The following is a 14,612-nucleotide window of genomic DNA, read 5'->3' as shown; positions in this document are numbered from 1 at the left end:
TAACGCTAGCCTTTAAAGCCCTTACCCACTAAATACACTTCACGGGAGCGCGGCCTGGAAGCGGCGGGCTTGCGCACAATGACTTTGTCAAACGAGCTACGCACTTCTTTGGCGTACTCATCGTAACCCACGCCTTGAAAGACCTTGGCGCAGAAACTCCCGCCGGGCTTCAATACATTACGGGCCATATCCAAAGCCAGCTCCACTAAATACATCGCGGCATACTGGTCGGTGTTTTTAACCCCGCTTAAGTTAGGAGCCATGTCGGAAATCACAGTATCCACCTGCTGTCCGTCTAGCGCCTCAAGGATGGCGTCGTAAACCGCTTCTTCGGTAAAATCACCTTGGATAAAGGTGACGCCACGAATCGAATCCATATGCAAAATATCCGAAGCCACAACGCGGCCAGATTCGCCCACTACAGGTGCCACAATTTGCGACCAGCCTCCGGGCGCTGAGCCTAGATCTACCACCACACTACCGGGACGATACAGGGCATCTTTTTCATTGATTTCAATCAGCTTGTAACTGGCTCGCGAGCGATAGCCATCGGCTTGTGCTTTTTGCACATAAATATCATTAACGTGTTCGTCCAACCACTTTTTACTGGTTTTTGATCGCGCCATTTAGTTTGCCTGCTCCGGTATCGCATAAAGGGCGAATATTGTAAACTCGCCCACGTGAATTGCAAAACCCTTCCCTCATAACAGGCTCAGAAAAATGAAACTAGACGATGTGAAAAAACTGCATCAGAAAAAATATCGCGCTGAATTCGGTCATTATCTGGTGGAAGGTGAGCATCTCGTCTTGGAACTTCACAAAGCATTAAAGCGACTCAAAGCAAACTCGGCAGAACTACAACCCATCACCCTCTATGTCACTGAGTCCAAGCAAGCATGGGCTAGTGAGCTCAGCGCTGATTTTCGTCTGGAGATCGTCAGCGAAAAACAGATGGCTAAATTAAGCGATACTAAATCGCCACAAGGTGTGCTTGCCTGTGTACCTTTACCCTCTGCGCAAGCTCAACAGCAAAGTGCTGCCAGCCAGGAACGCTGTATTTATCTATACGAAGTACAAGATCCGGGTAATCTCGGCACGATACTGCGCAATCTCGTCTGGTTTGGTGGTTTTCGTTTGCTGCTTAGCCCTAATAGCGTTGACCCGTTTAATTCCAAAGTTGTTCGCGCCAGCATGGGCGCTATTTTTCATCTGCCGATAGAAATGGATGTTACCTTGGCATCACTGCCACAGCGTTTCGATAAGTTTGCCATCCTGGACTTACAGGGCGCGAAAGTGAATAGCCCCGAATTTGGTAACTACCAATGTTATCTGTTCGGTAATGAAGCCCGCGGCGTACCGTTGCAGAGCCTCAAAGAACTGAGTGCCGAAGCCTTCACCATTGCCGGCAGCGGCACTATCGACTCATTAAACCTGGCCAGTTCAGTGGGTATGTGCGTTTACCAGCTGTCGCTAGCTAATGACTAGTGCTGTCGGACCAAGGCAAGAGAAAAGTGCTTTGAGCCCATAGCATTGAGGGTATCTATCGTTTATGGCAAAGCCCCACTCCAAAGGCCCCACCCGAACGGTGCAAATTTTCTGCGCACAGTGTAAAGCGATATTATTCAAATATCGGAAAGGCGGAAAAGGTGCACTTGTGAAATGCTTTAAACAGCGGATTACAGAAGACCACACTAAAACCCCATGTACCTGCCCCGGCTGCCAACAGATTTTTGCGCGAGAAACACTCATTCGAGGAACACCCGCCTATAAAATGATCGGCGGCAAAGTCACCATGAAATAAGAGCCGCTCGCTACGCGGTTTTTTTCGAGTGCTTTACAGCATCGTTGAGCTGCTGCAACTCTTGCTTTGTGAGATTGCGCCATTGCCCTGGCCGCAGTTTACCCAATTGAATATGCATGATGCGGGTGCGCTTTAATTTCGTCACTTCATAACCTAAAAATTCACACATGCGCCGGATTTGTCGATTCAGCCCCTGAGTTAAAATAATACTAAACTGACAGCGGCCTAAAGCACTGACTCGACAAGGTTTGGTCACCGTACCCAGGATCGGCACCCCCTTTGACATTTTGGTAAGGAAGCGCTCACTAATGGGTTGGTTAACCGTGACAATATATTCTTTATCATGAGCATTTTCAGCGCGCAGTACCTTGTTAACAATATCACCATCACTGGTGAGTAAGATCAGTCCTTCCGATGGTTTATCTAAGCGCCCAATCGGGAAAATACGCTCTTTATGGCCCACCGCATCAATAATATTGCCCTTTACATGTCGCTCAGTGGTACAGGTAATACCAATCGGCTTGTGATAAGCGATGTAGATACGATCCGATTTATCTTTAGCTACCCCGCCAATGACTTTGCCATCCAGTTTCACCGTGTCGCCAGGTCCAACTTTCGTACCCAGTTCTGGCAGTTTACCGTTAATAGTCACTCGCTTCTGCTCAATGAGTTTGTCGGCTTCTCTACGAGAGCAAACGCCGGTGTCGCTCAGGTATTTGTTTAATCGTTTTGGTGCGTCAGTTGTCATAACCAGGATTCAGTTAAAAGCTTTAAGATGCCGTGTGGCTGGATGAAAATATTCCATGCAGTATAACGAAATGTTGAGCTTCAGGCAGCGATTTCAACATAAGTGCTGAGATTTAGCCACAAGCACATTGCACCGGGCATTGACAGAAAAGTTTTACTAACTACATAACTGCCATTTCAGGATTTGGCCAATAAAAAATTGCAAACCGGGCACTATTACTATTTAATTAATCAATTGATTAATTAAATAAACAATACCAATGCGTGGCCGTCCATTAGATACGAAAAAATCTGAACAACAAAAGGAGCATTTGATAAATGCCGCTCATCAATTGTTGGCAGAGAAAAGCTTCAAAAACATAACCATTAGAGAAATTGCCGCCAGAGCTGCAGTTAACTCGGCCATGATTAGCTACCACTTTGGCGGAAAAGAGCAATTGTTTATTGCCTTAGTGTCTAAACTTGCGAGCCATAATTTAGGCCAGATGAATACCGTCTTCAGCAGCGACAATCCCATCAAAACACTCATTCAGCACATGCTTGGTTTTGTTAACAAAAACCGTGCAGTAGCGCGCTTTATTCACGATGAGGTGTTAACCCAAGATTCCCCTTTGCGGGACCAATTTATTAAGTCTGTGCCAACCCGCATTGCCTCTGTACTGCCCAAGCTAATAAAAAAAATGCAACAGGAAGGCAAGATCAGAGCCGATCTCAACCCCACCTGGGCCGGCTTCTCACTCGTATCATTGGTTATGATGCCCTTCATTGTCAGCCCGGTCAGAGAGCAGGCATGGGGAATTTCAGAGCAGCAGATTTCCAGCCCTGAGTGGGCTGAACACCTATATCAACTATTTATATCTGGTTGTAAAAGAGACAGCTGATTATGCAGAAAATATTAACCCGAAAGACCATGTTACCTTTACTCGCCATTCTTGGCGCAGCCGCAGCGATGCTCATTGTGAAAACGCAACCAGAATTAGCCCATTCTGACGCTGAAAAAAAGACATTTTTGGCAGAAACCATTTCCACACAACCCGGCAGGATAAAGCCCGAAATTGTGGGTTTTGGTACAGTGGAGCCCGATATCCAACTGCCTGTGAAAGCCGAGGTTGGCAGTAAAATTACTTATCTGCACCCCAATTTAAAAAAAGGTGCGTTGCTGCCTGCAGGCACTTTACTGGTTAAACTGGACAACAAAGATTTCCAGTTAGCACTTAAACAAGCGACCGCCGATGTACTGGTGAATCAACAAAACTATCAGCAACTGCTACTCACTATAGAGAACACCAAGCTGGACTTACAACTGGCAGAACAAAAGCGCTCGGTGGTAGAAAACGAATTTCAGCGCAAGCTGGGTTTACACAAACAAGGCTCCGTTTCCCAGAGTGAACTTGATGCACAACAGCAGGCCCTATTGCAAATACAACAAGAAGTGCAAAATCTGACAGGCTATCTGACCACGTTACCCGCAGAATTAGAGGTGTTAAAAGCCAGGATAGAGATCGCCGAAGCAACAGTGGAGCAAGCGCAACGAAACATTGAAAGAACCGAAGTCAGCCTTCCCTTCACTTCCCGGATCAGCGCAGTCTATGTTGAGGAAAATCAGTTTATCGGTTCAGGAAGTGCACTTTTTGAAGCCAGCAGTTTCGACAAAATGCTGATCAATGCGCAGTTTTCCGTAAAGGATTTTCGTCGCATTGTAGCAACGCTGGACACCCAAAAGGTTAATATTCAACAACTGTTGACCTCTGGTGCCTCATCTCCTCAAAAGCTACTATCCGGACTATCGGTAATTATTGAACATCCTACTGAGCAAAACCTCAAATGGCCTGCTAAAGTGGAGCGTATCGCCGACAACCTCGACCCGCAAACCCGCACCGTTGGCGTTATCGTCAGTGTGCTGAACAATTACGCCAAGTTTGACCCAAGAACCAAACCACCATTGGTGAAAGGCATGTATCTGTCGGTCAGATTGCAAGGCAAGGCAAGCGACTATGTGCTTATTCCACGGTCCGCGATAAAAGCTGATACCTTGTACTTAGTGGATAACCAGGATCACTTGCGCAAGCAGCAATTACTTCCCCTGTTCACTCAGCGGGACATTGCCCTTTACAATCCGGATGACATTACCCACCAAAAAGTAGTGGTATCGGAATTGTTCCCCGCCGTTGAGGGAATGGCGCTGCTCACACAAACGGCAGTCGACCTGGAACAACAACTTCGCGAAATGGGTGAGCAGACCTTATGATCCGCTTCTTTGCTGCCCACCCCACCGCCGCCAACTTGATGATGCTGTTGTTACTGGTGCTTGGTTTAATCACTGTGCCAGAGCTGAAGCGAGAAACTTTTCCCTTAATCAATAAGTACACCCTGGATATCAACGTGGTCTATCCCGGTGCCACGCCCGCAGATGTGGAACAGAATATCTGTTTACCTATTGAACGGGCTTTCGATGGCATTAGCTTTGTGGATGAGAAGATCTGCCAATCTCGGCAGAATATGGCCATATTTAGCATCAAAATGCAGGAAAACGGCAACTTTGAGCAGTTTAAAGACGACGTAAAAACGGCGCTGGACGGTATCACTGAGTTTCCTTCCGAAGTCGAATCTCCGGTTATAACGGAACAAGGCCGAGAGCAGGATGTGATCACAATCGCTCTGACAGCTGAGGTTTCAAAGCCTGAATTGAAGCAAATGGCTGAAATGGTCAAACAAAAGTTACTGCGAAATCCGCAAATTCCGCTCATTGATATTGAGGGCTTCTCGACACGCCAGATACGCATTCAGGTGTCGCAGCAAGCGTTAAGGGAGTATGGTCTTAGCATCCAATCACTGGCACAGATTATTGCCAAACAAAATTTCGACTTACCCTTAGGCACAATTGAAACGCAGTGGCAGGATGTACAATTGCGTTTCAACAACGAATCCATTGAGCCGGAACACCTGCGCCAGTTAGTGGTACTGTCGGGAGCCAATGGCAACGAATTAAAACTGGGGCAAATTGCCACCATTGTCGAAACCTTTGAATTCGCCGAACAGCACAATGAATATCAAGGACAAACCGCTGCGCTACTGAAAGTTAGAAAAAATAGCCTGGACGACAGTCTGGATGTCCTGGCGGCCGTCGAGACTGAATTAGCAAAGATTAAGCAAACTTTACCAGAAAACGTAAACCTGGCACTGACTCAAGATGCTACCAGCATTATAAAAGACCGAATTCAACTGCTAGGTACGAATGCCTGGCAAGGCTTGCTGCTGGTATTCGCCGTTATGTGGTTGTTTTTTACCTGGCGCTACGCATTTTGGGTGGTGATGGGTTTACCGGTGTCCTTTCTTGCCAGTGCTTTTGTGCTTGCCTGGTTTGGCATTACCATCAACATGATTTCGATGGTGGCGCTGCTGCTGGCTCTCGGTATTTTAATGGACGATGCTATCGTCATCGCCGAATCCATTGGCACTCAAATGCGTCTTGGCAAAAAGCCATTGCAGGCGGCCATAGAAGGCACCCAAATAGTCGCCAGAGGGGTATTGTCGTCATTTCTGACAACGCTCTCCATATTCATAGGCCTGGTTTATATCGAGGGGGATTTAGGGCAAATCCTGAAAGTGATCCCCATTGTTTTGATCGCTGTTATCTCGGTATCACTGATAGAAGCCTTTTTTATTCTGCCTAGACATTTGTACCATTCGCTCAGTCACGAAAAAAAGCAGGCGCCTAATCAATTCCGACAAACTTTTGATCGCTACTTTGAGCAGCTTCGCAACCGGGTTTATCTCCTGTCGGAAAAATTGATCCAGTTTCGCTACGCCTTTATTGGTGGCGTAGTAGCAGTATTGCTGCTCTCAATTAGCATTCCTGCCAGTGGCATACTCAAATTTTCGGCTTTTCCCAATGTTGAAGGCGATATCATTCAGGCCAGGGTTATGATGGCAGCAGGCACGCCACTGAGTGAAACCGAAACCGTTACCAATCGCATCATTGCAGCGGCCAATGCTGCCGCCGAGCAACTACAAGTAAATGAACGTGAAACCCTCATCAAAGCAGTTTCAGTGGCTTATAGCCACAATGCCGATGCCATGGAAACAGGGCCGCATCTCGCCACGCTTACCTTTGACTTATTAACAGCGGAACAGAGAAACACCCGCCTGCAAGACTTTATCGAGTTGTGGCGTGAAGAACTTGGGGAAGTAGCCAATGCCCACGCTATTTCCTTCAAAGAACCCGCCATCGGCCCAAGTGGCAGAGCAATAGAAATAAGGCTCTCAGGTGATAACTACGAAACGCTATCTGCGGCATCCCATGAGCTGCAAACCTGGTTGCAGGGCTACGCCGGCGTCAATAACTTGCTGGATGATTTGCGCCCAGGCAAGCCTGAGTTTAGCATCCAACTCAAAGAGGGCGCCTATGCCTTGGGCATCGATTCACAGGCGATTGCAACCCAGTTAAGAGCCGCCTTTCAGGGTGAAGTAGCGCTTAAGACGAATGTCAACAATGATGAACTGGATATTGTGGTCTTGCTGGAGAAGGACAGTCGCAACTCATTTGACGACCTGGACAACTTCGTCATTATTCATCCGAAGAGTCAGCGAGTTATTCCCCTTAGCAGCGTCGCTGATGTCAAACCGTCGCGCGGCTACTCCAGAACGTCCAGGGTAAATAATCAACGAACGGTTACCGTTTACGGCGATATCAATCCTTTGCTAAACAACACAAGCAAAGTGATTAAACACCTGCAAAGCCACTTTTTAGCGCAGTTCGTAGAAAAATACCCCGGCGTAGATATCAGCCTGCAAGGCGAAGTAAAAAATAGCGCCATCACCCAAGACTCCATGACCCGAGCCTTTATATTGGGCTTGTTTGGTGTGTTCATTTTGTTGAGTTTTCAATTTCGCAGCTATGTTGAACCATTGATCGTCATGGTTGCCATTCCAATGGCACTTGTAGGGGTGATATGGGGCCACATGATTATGAATATTGATCTCACCATGCCATCTATGTTGGGATTCGTATCTCTGGCAGGTATCGTTGTAAACGACTCAATCCTGTTAGTTGAGTTTGTCAAACGTCATGTAAAAGCGGGATTATCCGTGCATGACGCCGCGGCCAAAGCAACCTACGACCGATTCCGCGCTGTGCTCTTAACCTCAATCACAACCATCGCCGGTATGACGCCGTTAATGTTCGAAACAAGCTTGCAAGCCCAGGTACTGATCCCATTGGCAGTGTCTATCGTCTTTGGTATTGCCGTATCAACACTGATGATATTATTAGTGATCCCCTGCCTTTACAGCATATTAGAAGACTTCGGTGTGGCCAACGCCACACCGTCTGATGCATCGTAAAGTTTGAACCTGTTAACAGGTAACTATCATTCCAGTAAGAGCTGCAAAAGCAACTCTACATCAGAGTAAATTCAATTCCTCTCTGGGGGTTTGTGACCTTCTGGTACCGCCGCCAGCTGGTCATTAATCATCATGCAAGTGCCACTTAAGGTATCTCCCCGCCGCGTTTCAAAGGTTACCGCATCACCCTCTTGCAGATTTGCGCAAGCTTCTATGGCTTCTGGTGGTGGGCCTTTTCGCTGCCCTTCTTGCTTACCCGGTTTGGCAACAACCTGACCGGCAAGAACACTGAATAACACCGCCATGACTAATTTTGATTTAAGGTTCATCATCGATTACTCCCAAGACATAACAATCACAATTAAGATTCCAGTTCAGCGTACCCTGCAATTGTGCAGATCCGGTGCAGATTACATGGAGAACTACTGAAGTTTGCCCCGGTGCCATTTCTCCACTGCAATAACCCGTTATACTGAGAATATGAAAATTACTTTAAAACTGTTTTTGACGTTGTTTGGCTTGATCACCTTCGTGGTTTTGGTGAGTCTGGCACTTGCCCGCTGGAGCTTTCAACAGGGTTTTTATGAATATATCAGCGGCCTGGAGCAGAACCGCTTGCAGCGTATTAGCGGCCAACTGAAGCAAGAATATGTGGCAGCGGGTAATTCATGGGAGACCTTAAAATCCCAGGAAATGAACTCTCTGGTGAACAACCTGCGAAGAGATTCGGATTCAGCGAGAAACAGAACTAACCAAAGTGAAAGACGGCCTCCACCAGAAGTCAGGCATCACCGTCCCCCGCCTCATCATTCAGCCCCGGGAACATTCTCGGATGAAAAAGGCCCACCCACCGCGCTATACGATGCTAATGACGAGTTCGTACTTGGCGACATCCCTGCGGATGTGTTCGGTGCGGGGATACAATTGACTCTATATCTGGAGGATGAAACCGGTGAACCAACACCTATCGGAGAACTGCGCAGTTGGCCCAAAGCTGGATTATCGGCCCATTCCCAAAGTAAATTCGCAGAACAGCAGCTAGTTACCAGTTTACTTATCGCCTTAGCCTGCCTGCTGTTAGCGGGATTAGTTTCCTGGGTCGCAGCAACCCGATTATTAAAGCCTGTTCGGGCGATTTTAAGAGGTATTTCAGAATTGTCCAATGGTCGCTATTCGGTGTCATTTCCCGAAAAACGCCAGGACGAATTAGGCCAACTCATGGCTGATGTCACTTCCCTAAGTGATACCCTGGAAAAGAACCGCAGTGCTAAAAACCGTTTGTTTGCTGATATCTCTCACGAACTGCGAACGCCACTTACCGTACTTGCAGGTGAAATTGAAATGCTCAAAGCTGGCATCCGACCCTTTGACCAACTACAACTACGCTCTTTTGAGCAAGAAATACAGCTGCTGCGCCACCTGGTGGACGACTTATACGACTTATCCCTGTCGGACGTCGGTGGTCTGAAATACAACTTTAGTCCTCAAAGTGTGCTGGATGTGCTGGCGATTGTTCTGGATAGCATGCACAAACAAGCAGAAGAAAAGCAAATAAGCCTGGAACTAAAAGTAGACGAAGGCAAATTCGAGACCAATATCGATGCTAAGCGCATTGAACAATTACTGCGTAACCTGTGTGCCAATTCCATAGCCTACACTGACGCACCAGGGCGTATTTTGTTTACTGTGAATAAAGACAATAACCATATCATTATCACTGTGGATGACACCAAACCCGGGGTAACAGAGAAAGAGTGCGCGCTGCTGTTTGACCCTCTCTATCGTCAAGATGCCTCACGAACCCGCAGAGAATCCGGTGCAGGTCTTGGTCTGACGATAGGTAAAAACGTGGTAGAAGCCCATGGTGGTAAGATTGAAGCATCCCCATCAGATCTCGGCGGATTAAAAGTGGAAGTGTCTTTACCCTTGCTAACTGGAGTGCACAAATGAGTCACAATGGCCTTATTATCATAGTTGAAGACCAGGAAAAAATCGCCAACATCCTGGTGGAGTTCTTTCAGCTTGATGGCTTTGAAACACTGGTGTTGCCGGATGGCAAAAACGCGGTAGAACAGATTCTGAATAGAACACCGACAGCGGTAATATTGGATCTCATGTTGCCATATAAAGACGGTTTGACAATCTGCAGAGAAGTACGGCAAAAATCTAATGTTCCTATATTAATGCTTACCGCTCGTGTCGATGAAATAGACAGACTCATGGGACTGGAAATCGGCGCCGATGATTATGTCTGTAAACCCTTTTCTGCAAGAGAGGTGGTCACCCGGGTGAAAGTAATATTACGCCGGGGCAATAGTGTATCTGCAACAAACGAATTGCAGATACACTATAAACACATCCACATCAACTTAGAGCGCTTTAGTTGCAAAGTGGGTGAACAACTGGTGGAGCTAACACCGGTGGAATTTCGGCTTTTATCCACCCTCATTAAAAAGCCCGGCACGGTCTTTTCTCGCGATTCACTGATGAATACTTGCTATGAGGACGAGCGCATTGTCAGTACCCGTACTATAGACAGCCACATGAAAAACCTACGCAACAAACTCAGTAATGCCTCGCCCGAGGAGAACATCTTACATGCCGTTTACGGCATAGGTTACAAAGCAGAATAATCCAATTTCGCTTCAGGTTTAAAAGCTTTAAGAGCCTTGCTGTAGGTTCGATTTAAACCTTTGCAATGCACAGCTACTGCTTTCAAATTGCACAGCAATCCCATCAAATCTGCACCGAACCTGCACAATTGATTTTTACAATGGACTTCGATGAATCAATTGGAAGCAGCCAATGAAAAAAACTGAAATCGCAAAAATCATGGCACTACTGTTTGCCTCTGGAGTGTTGGTGGCCTGCGGCTCCAGCTCCGATACCGAACAGAGCACTGACACGGTGGTTACTGTTGATAACGCCCCTGGTGTTGATGCGGGTACTGAGCAAACCACAGAACCCGGAAATATCGTCACTTTAACCGCAACGATTACGGATGATGGCAGCTATACAGTGCTTTGGGTTCAAACAGCCGGAACCGCGGTTGAGCTAACGAATGCTGACACAGCCACAACAACCTTTACCGCCCCTGATGTTGATGAAGATGAAACACTGACTTTCAGCGTGACCGTAGATGATGGTGTTAATACGGCCGTTACCGATACCGTATCTGTCATCGTCACTGCCGCAGAAGATGAAACAAATACGCCAGACGAACCGACGGATGACAGCGCCAGCGTTTGGATAATCAACAATGACGAAACCCGTGCAGCCCATATCCTGGAGTCCAATTCAGGTAATGGCGTATTGGTGAACGTGCAGTCAGTAACGGATACTACCCTGAACGGACAGGATTTTACGGTGGTGACCTCTCAAGGTATTCCTGACTATGCGGTATTGATCACCGAAGACATTATGGCGGGACTGACCGAACGGCCGCGTGCTGCCACTGATTTTGTCACCGGCTCTCCCACCATCAGTGTAGGGGACACCGTTCAGTTTGGTCAGGATATTGGCTACGCCAGCAATAACAATTGCGAAACCAATGCAGGTTATGGTTATTGGCCCCCCGGGCCTGAATGTCCTGGCCAGGATACCCGCGAAGGGTATCTCCCCAAGGCCCCCACTCCCACGGAAGAAGACTGTACTACCGGACTGGGTAAAGTTGGCCTCTGGGTAAATGGCTCATCCGTATACAACTGGGGCGATGGCATGAGCTTCAACAACCAGGGCGATTGGTACAACCTGGCCCCCGTTGCAGAATTTTACGATGTAGATATCTGTGGCGGCCACGCTGCCATGGATGACTATCACCACCATTTTTATTCCTCTTGCCTGGCCGACATGGTGGGTGACGAGGGTGATGGCCATTCGCCCCTATATGGTTTTGCCGCGGATGGCTATCCAATTTATGGGCCATGGGAAGCAGAAGGGGTACTTGCCATCAGTTCCTGGACCATCCGAGATTACTCCGCCGATTCGGCGACTGGCTGTGCCGATGGTGCACGAAGCTGTACTCTGGTGGATCAATACGATGTGAGCCAGGGCACTGAAGACGCTTCTGCCGGACCGGGTTTTGGTGAGGTGGTCACCACTTTATCGGGTAATCAACTGGTGGCGAGCAACGGTTATTATCACGAAGATCATTATTGGGACCCAGAGCTCACAGCACTGGGTGGTGCCTATCTGGATCAATATAATGCTCACTTCGACGAAGAACGAGGCTATCACTACCACGTTACGGTGAAAGAAGTGGATGGCAAGTTAACCCCAGCTTTCCCCTACATTGTAGGCGACAGGTTTGCCGGTGAACTGCAAGACAACGCGATCGCAACTTGTAGTACAGGGGCAGGTGGACCGGGTGGCCCTGGTGGTCCGGGCCCCGGTGCAGGAGGTTAATCATGAAACTCACTAACACTCGTTTACCACCAACAATGCTTCTCTGCGCACTGCTCAGCCATTGTTTGTTGCTAGATCAACCGGCACATGCGGGCAGCACGGAAATACATCAGCACGCGTCAAAAGACATCGGCAATTATCCGGTGCCAAGGATGCAATTGTCGGTATTTCGCGATGCCATGGACGGAGTGAATGTGCATGTTGCCGTAGACAATTACCTGCTCAATGCGCCTGATACGGCCAACCAGCAGCAAAAAGCGCTGCTACAAGGACATGCACATGTGTTTGTTAACGGCATAAAACGACAACGGCTTTATGGTGAAAACTTGCATGTGCCGCAGTCGTGGTTAGCGAAAGGGGTTAATCAGATCGCTATTTCACTAAACAGCCACCAGCACGAAAATTGGGTGAAGAACGACAATAATATCGTGGGCTCGGTGTTTATCAATCTGGAGAGTGAGCAACTAGTGCTGCACAACTACAGCTCTCAGCCTTTAGATAATGCAAAATTGGCGTCAGAGCAAATGGCCCACAAACATCACTAGCTCACCAGGTTCCAAAAACACAAACTACCAGCCTGTAAAACACCTTTCAGGCTGGCTTTAAACTAACTTACTCAAACCCAATTCGAGGGCTTGTGTGCGACTATCTACCACAATCTCTTCGAGATTTTGCTCATGCTCTTGCAGTAATTTCAGTAATTGCTGTTTACCTGCTTCCGTTTTTACAACCACGATCACTTCTTTATGCATGTCGCGTGATTCCAGGATCATATTTTCGATAGATAAAGACATGGTGTCGTCTAACAGAGATACATCACTTAAATCGATGATCACGGCATCGTGATTGGCAATGTTGGCCCGCTCCTTGGCCAGCGCTTTGGACACACCAAAAATCATGGGGCCACTTAAGTAAAAGTACAGGATACGGCCATTGGCTTCGTTTAACAGTTCTCGCTGGCGTTTGTTCAAGGGTAGTTCGTCATCCAGGTCACTGATAGCCCGCACGTTTTTCGATTGACTGGCACTGAGTTTTTCGATGATCAAAATATTGGCCACAAAGACACCAATACCCACCGCAAAAATCAAATCAACAAACACGGTTAAGAACAGCACCGAATACATGACAAGCGTAGATTGCCAGGAAACCCGATGGGCCCGCTTGATAAAACTCCAGTCGAGAATATCAATACCCACTTTAACGGCAATACCCGCCAGTACTGCAAGAGGAATGCTACTCAACAAACTGGCAGCACCAAAAATACCAATGATTAGAGTGACTACCCGGGTAACGCCAGACCAGGCTGAACGGGCACCCGTCTGAATATTCACCACGGTACCCATGGTGGCTCCGGCACCGGGTAATCCACCCAAAAGTCCGGAGAAAAAATTACCGATACCCTGGCCAATTAATTCTTTATCCGATTTGTGCTCAGTTCGGGTTAAGTTATCTGCAATCACTGATGTCAGCATAGAATCGATACAGCCCAACATACCTAAAACTACGGCATCCGCCAGCATGGCATTGAGCTGCTCTGCGCTAAAACTGGGTAAAACCGGGCTGGGTAAAGAAACCGAGATTTCGCCAATACGGCGTATCGTATCTGGCCCAAAGGCCACCAGAGAAAGTACACTGACGCCCACCAGGGCAATAAGTTGAGCGGGTATGCGTTTGGTAAATCGCTTGGGGATAAAAAACAAAATACACAGCGTAACTAAAGTGAGTATGACCTCATTGAACTGCGCATTGGTAATGATGTCCGGTATCGCCTTAATAGTACCGATAACACCGCCAGAAGGCGCGGCCTGGCCCAATGCGGGTGCCAACTGGATTATGATCAGAATGACACCGATACCCGACATAAAACCGGAAACCACACTGTAGGGCATCTGGGTGACATATTTCCCCAGTTTAAACATGCCAAAGGCAATCTGGAAAAGCCCGGCCATCATCACTACGGTAAAGGCCATGGCCAAACCATTATCCGGGTTATCGGCAATCATGCTGGTTACGATGGCCGCCATCACTACGGTCATGGGTCCGGTGGGTTCTGAGATGAGTGTCGGTGTGCCACCAAATACAGCCGCAAACAAGCCAATGATAATAGCACCATAGAGACCCGCTTCCGGACCGACACCAGAAGCCACACCAAACGTCAGTGCAAGGGGAAGCGACACTATTGCGGCGGTAATGCCGCCCATAATGTCACTGCGCAGGTATTTCGAGGAAAAAAAGTTAAACATAAACTGACAGTGAATAATCTGGTTGACCCATTATAAGTTGTGAAGCCAGCTAACTCATTAATAAACCATAAAAA

13 protein-coding genes are annotated in these 14,612 nt (G+C 47.7%); 9 read left to right on the top strand and 4 right to left on the bottom strand.

What is annotated here, in order from left to right; translation table 11 throughout:
* Nucleotides 1-5: 5 nt before the first annotated feature.
* Nucleotides 6-626, bottom strand: a complete 621-nt coding sequence (gene rlmE / locus AABA75_RS01900) for a 23S rRNA (uridine(2552)-2'-O)-methyltransferase RlmE (RefSeq protein ID WP_338290716.1) — start codon at nt 624-626, stop codon at nt 6-8.
* Between the two features lie 94 nt (nt 627-720).
* Between rlmE and AABA75_RS01895 the strand changes: the two genes are divergently transcribed.
* Both AABA75_RS01895 and AABA75_RS01890 read left to right on the top strand, forming a co-directional pair.
* A complete protein-coding gene (locus tag AABA75_RS01895; protein ID WP_338290715.1) occupies nt 721-1,485 on the top strand; it encodes a TrmH family RNA methyltransferase in 765 nt (254 codons plus the stop codon).
* A 64-nt stretch (nt 1,486-1,549) separates the two neighbouring features.
* Nucleotides 1,550-1,801: a hypothetical protein gene (locus tag AABA75_RS01890; protein ID WP_338290714.1), complete on the top strand. Its 252-nt coding sequence runs from the start codon at nt 1,550-1,552 to the stop codon at nt 1,799-1,801.
* A 10-nt stretch (nt 1,802-1,811) separates the two neighbouring features.
* Here AABA75_RS01890 and rluF read toward each other — a convergent pair whose 3' ends face one another.
* Nucleotides 1,812-2,549: a 23S rRNA pseudouridine(2604) synthase RluF gene (rluF, locus tag AABA75_RS01885; protein WP_338290713.1), complete on the bottom strand. Its 738-nt coding sequence runs from the start codon at nt 2,547-2,549 to the stop codon at nt 1,812-1,814.
* A 259-nt stretch (nt 2,550-2,808) separates the two neighbouring features.
* On the opposite strand from rluF, the gene AABA75_RS01880 reads away from it, so the two are divergent.
* From AABA75_RS01880 to AABA75_RS01870, 3 genes are read left to right on the top strand one after another with little or no spacing between them, the layout of a single operon-like run.
* Nucleotides 2,809-3,429, top strand: coding sequence for a TetR/AcrR family transcriptional regulator (locus AABA75_RS01880; RefSeq protein WP_338290712.1), 621 nt, complete (start codon nt 2,809-2,811; stop codon nt 3,427-3,429).
* Between the two features lie 2 nt (nt 3,430-3,431).
* Nucleotides 3,432-4,796: an efflux RND transporter periplasmic adaptor subunit gene (locus AABA75_RS01875; protein ID WP_338290711.1), complete on the top strand. Its 1,365-nt coding sequence runs from the start codon at nt 3,432-3,434 to the stop codon at nt 4,794-4,796.
* Nucleotides 4,793-7,891, top strand: coding sequence for an efflux RND transporter permease subunit (locus AABA75_RS01870; RefSeq protein WP_338290709.1), 3,099 nt, complete (start codon nt 4,793-4,795; stop codon nt 7,889-7,891). Before AABA75_RS01875 ends, AABA75_RS01870 begins: the two co-directional genes overlap by 4 nt.
* A gap of 71 nt (nt 7,892-7,962) precedes the next feature.
* Here the strand turns inward: AABA75_RS01870 and AABA75_RS01865 are convergent, their stop codons facing one another.
* Complete coding sequence (locus AABA75_RS01865; protein WP_338290708.1) at nt 7,963-8,223, bottom strand: hypothetical protein; 261 nt, start codon at nt 8,221-8,223, stop codon at nt 7,963-7,965.
* A 148-nt stretch (nt 8,224-8,371) separates the two neighbouring features.
* On the opposite strand from AABA75_RS01865, the gene AABA75_RS01860 reads away from it, so the two are divergent.
* From AABA75_RS01860 to AABA75_RS01845, 4 genes are all read left to right on the top strand, one after another.
* Nucleotides 8,372-9,841 carry an ATP-binding protein gene (locus AABA75_RS01860; RefSeq protein ID WP_338290707.1) on the top strand — a complete coding sequence of 490 codons (1,470 nt, stop codon included), beginning with the start codon at nt 8,372-8,374 and terminating at the stop codon, nt 9,839-9,841.
* Nucleotides 9,838-10,524, top strand: coding sequence for a response regulator (locus AABA75_RS01855; protein WP_338290705.1), 687 nt, complete (start codon nt 9,838-9,840; stop codon nt 10,522-10,524). The genes AABA75_RS01860 and AABA75_RS01855 overlap by 4 nt, the downstream gene beginning before the upstream one ends.
* Nucleotides 10,525-10,696: 172 nt before the next feature.
* Nucleotides 10,697-12,295: a YHYH protein gene (locus AABA75_RS01850; RefSeq protein WP_338290703.1), complete on the top strand. Its 1,599-nt coding sequence runs from the start codon at nt 10,697-10,699 to the stop codon at nt 12,293-12,295.
* A gap of 2 nt (nt 12,296-12,297) precedes the next feature.
* The gene (locus AABA75_RS01845) at nt 12,298-12,840 is read left to right on the top strand and encodes a hypothetical protein (RefSeq protein ID WP_338290702.1); all 543 of its coding nucleotides are present in this window, start codon (nt 12,298-12,300) and stop codon (nt 12,838-12,840) included.
* A 57-nt stretch (nt 12,841-12,897) separates the two neighbouring features.
* Here AABA75_RS01845 and AABA75_RS01840 read toward each other — a convergent pair whose 3' ends face one another.
* On the bottom strand, nt 12,898-14,538 hold the full coding sequence (locus tag AABA75_RS01840) for a SulP family inorganic anion transporter (RefSeq protein WP_338290700.1): 1,641 nt from the start codon (nt 14,536-14,538) through the stop codon (nt 12,898-12,900).
* Between the last annotated feature and the right edge of the window lie 74 nt (nt 14,539-14,612).

The sequence above is a fragment of the Planctobacterium marinum genome (genome assembly GCF_036322805.1).
GTDB classification, from domain to species: domain Bacteria; phylum Pseudomonadota; class Gammaproteobacteria; order Enterobacterales; family Alteromonadaceae; genus Planctobacterium; species Planctobacterium marinum_A.
Note: the sequence above shows the minus strand (reverse complement) of the source record. Positions and strands in the feature narration are given on the sequence as shown.